This is a genomic window from Sphingomonas sp. CROZ-RG-20F-R02-07 (assembly GCF_022662335.1).
GTDB lineage: Bacteria > Pseudomonadota > Alphaproteobacteria > Sphingomonadales > Sphingomonadaceae > Sphingomonas.
The window spans coordinates 2,501-5,931 of the sequence record NZ_JAKNQJ010000036.1 but is presented as its reverse complement, the minus strand read 5'-3'; the positions used below and the strand labels follow the sequence as shown (position 1 = coordinate 5,931).

General features: G+C 55.0%; 1 tRNA gene and 2 rRNA genes. All 3 read right to left on the bottom strand.

Features of this window, described 5'->3' with window-relative positions:
- Window positions 1–115 precede the first annotated feature (115 nt).
- A tRNA-Met gene (locus L8H00_RS18480) sits at window positions 116–192 on the bottom strand.
- A gap of 76 nt (window positions 193–268) precedes the next feature.
- Window positions 269–383, bottom strand: a 5S ribosomal RNA gene (gene rrf / locus L8H00_RS18475).
- Window positions 384–528: 145 nt separating this feature from the next.
- Window positions 529–3,324: ribosomal RNA gene (locus L8H00_RS18470) — 23S ribosomal RNA — on the bottom strand.
- Between the last annotated feature and the right edge of the window lie 107 nt (window positions 3,325–3,431).

Below are 3,431 nucleotides of genomic sequence, written 5' to 3'. Positions count from 1 at the left end.
CCCGATGGCCGGACCGGCCCGGAGGCCGAGGTGGTGGCGAAGGTGTCGGACCCGATGGCGTGGGCCACAAACGACGACGCCGCCCCGAGGGGCGGCGTGGCGTGTTCTGTAACGTTGGTTGCGGGGACAGGATTTGAACCTGTGACCTTCAGGTTATGAGCCTGACGAGCTACCGGGCTGCTCCACCCCGCGGTGGCGTGCTTGTGTGCACGCGGGAGGTTGTTGCATTGGGAATGGGTTCTTGTTTCACGCGCGCACGGGCTTCAATGCCTGGCGACGACCTACTCTTCCATCGCTTGAGCGATAGTACCATTGGCGCAGTCGGGTTTCACGGCCGAGTTCGAGATGGGATCGGGTGGTTCACCGACGCTATAGCCACCAGGCAATGGAGCCGGTGCGCGTGTGAGGGTTTGAAAATCGATGCCGTGCACATGAAGACGTAATTATAAAATCTGGCGTCGAGCTGTATCATCCGCTCCGCATCGTGACGCTGGTTTTACCCAGAGTTGTCATTGATGGTGCGAACTCATCAAGCGCGAATAGAGCAATTAGTATCGGTTAGCTCCATGCGTTACCGCACTTCCACATCCGATCTATCAACGTGGTGGTCTTCCACGGCTCTGTGAAATCTTATCTCGAGGGAGGCTTCCCGCTTAGATGCTTTCAGCGGTTATCCCGTCCATACATAGCTACCCTGCTGCGCCGTTGGCACGACGACAGGTACACCAGAGGTATGTTCAACCCGGTCCTCTCGTACTAGGGTCAACTCCTCTCAAATTTCGACGCCCACGGCAGATAGGGACCAAACTGTCTCGCGACGTTCTGAACCCAACTCACGTACCACTTTAATTGGCGAACAGCCAAACCCTTGGGACCTGCTCCAGCCCCAGGATGTGATGAGTCGACATCGAGGTGCCAAACAACCCCGTCGATATGAGCTCTTGGGGGTTATCAGCCTGTTATCCCCGGCGTACCTTTTATCCGTTGAGCGATGGCCCTTCCACGAGGGACCACCGGATCACTATGACCGACTTTCGTCTCTGCTCGACTTGTCAGTCTCGCAGTCAGGCGGGCTTATGCCATTGCACTCTAACAGACGGTTTCCAACCGTCCTGAGCCCACCATTGCGCGCCTCCGTTACTCTTTAGGAGGCGACCGCCCCAGTCAAACTACCCGCCACAGAGGGTCCCAACACCGGCTAACGGTGCGTGGTTAGACATCAGAAAACAACAGGGTGGTATTTCACCTATGGCTCCACATCAGCTGGCGCCGATGCTTCAAAGCCTCCCACCTATGCTACACAGTTCTTTCCTAATGCCACTCTGAAGCTGCAGTAAAGGTGCACGGGGTCTTTCCGTCTAACCGCGGGTACTCCGCATCTTCACGGAGAATTCAATTTCGCTGAGCATGTCCTGGAGACAGTGGGGAAGTCGTTACGCCATTCGTGCAGGTCGGAACTTACCCGACAAGGAATTTCGCTACCTTAGGACCGTTATAGTTACGGCCGCCGTTTACCTGGGCTTCATTTCAGAGCTTGCACCCCTCCACTTAACCTTCAGGCACCGGGCAGGCGTCAGGCCCTATACGTCGTCTTGAAGCCGACTTAGCAGAGCCCTGTGTTTTTGCTAAACAGTCGCTACCCCCTGGCCTGTGCCCCCCATAAAAGCTTGCGCTCCTATGGGGCCTCCTTCTTCCGAAGGTACGGAGGCAATTTGCCGAGTTCCTTCAGGACACTTCTCTCAAGCGCCTTGGTATACTCTACCTGACCACCTGTGTCGGTTTCGGGTACGGTCTATACGGTGGGGCTATTTCCTGGAACCATTTCGAAGCCCAGCCAATCCGATAAGGCTGAACAACACACATGATCCGTCACACACCACCAGGCCCACGAATATTAACGTGGTTCCCATCGACTACCCCCTTCGGGCTCGTCTTAGGGGCCGGCTCACCCTGCGCGGATTAGCCTTGCGCAGGAACCCTTGGTCTTTCGGCGAGAGGGCATCTCACCCTCTTTATCGCTACTCATGTCTGCATTCGCACTTCCGATACCTCCACGACCCATTACCAGATCGCTTCGCAGGCTTACGGAACGCTCCGCTACCGCGTACCACCTAAAGTGGCACACCCTAAGCTTCGGTGCACGTCTTGAGCCCCGTTACATCTTCGCCGCAGAAACCCTTGATTAGACCAGTGAGCTGTTACGCTTTCTTTAAAGGATGGCTGCTTCTAAGCCAACCTCCTGGTTGTTTTGGGATTTCCACATGCTTTCCCACTTAGACGTGACTTGGGGACCTTAGCTGTAGGTCAGGGCTGTTTCCCTTTTGACGACGGACCTTAGCACCCGCCGTCTGTCTCCTGGATATCACTCCTAGGTATTCGGAGTTTGGTTAGAGTTGGTAGATCTCGCGACCCCCGCATCCATCCAGTGCTCTACCCCCTAGGGTGTTCGTCCAAGGCACTACCTCAATAGTTTTCGCGGAGAACCAGCTATTTCCCGGCTTGATTGGCCTTTCACCCCTAAACACAACTCATCCGGTAACTTTTCAACGTTAATCGGTTCGGACCTCCAGTGCGTGTTACCGCACCTTCATCCTGGTCATGCCTAGATCGCCGGGTTTCGGGTCTAATACACCAAACTTTGTCGCCCTATTCAGACTCGCTTTCGCTGCGCCTACACCTAACGGCTTAAGCTTGCTTGGTACATTAAGTCACAGACCCATTATGCAAGAGGTACGCTGTCAGGGCACAAAGCCCCTCCAACTGCTTGTAGGCAATCCGTTTCAGGTACTGTTTCACTCCCCTCATCGGGGTGCTTTTCACCTTTCCCTCACGGTACTAGTTCGCTATCGGTCACATACGAGTATTTAGGCTTGGAGGGTGGTCCCCCCATGTTCAGACAGAATTACACGTGTTCCGCCCTACTCGAGTCCGTTTACATCAGTTTCGCATACGGGGCTGTCACCCGCTATGGCCACACTTTCCAGAGTGTTCTGCTACTTGAATAAACGGCACTGGCCTGGTCCGCGTTCGCTCGCCACTACTAACGGAATCTCGGTTGATGTCTTTTCCTCCAGCTACTGAGATGTTTCAGTTCGCCGGGTTCGCTTCACGAAACCTATTTTATTCAGCTTCATGATACCTGTCCCGATTAACCCAATGCCGAGGAAAACCTCGGTTTGGATTAATCGGATAGGTGGGTTTCCCCATTCGGAAATCGCGGGATCAATGCCTGCTCACGGCTCCCCCACGCTTATCGCAGCGTGCCACGTCCTTCATCGCCTGTATGTGCCAAGGCATCCACGAATTGCCCTTACCTCACGCTTGAGAGTCCACACCACCAACGACAACGCTGGGCGCCCCGGAGGGTCGCCAACTCGGCAGAGCAGCGTATCGTGGTTTTTGTCAGGTGCGGATGATTACATATCTCAGCC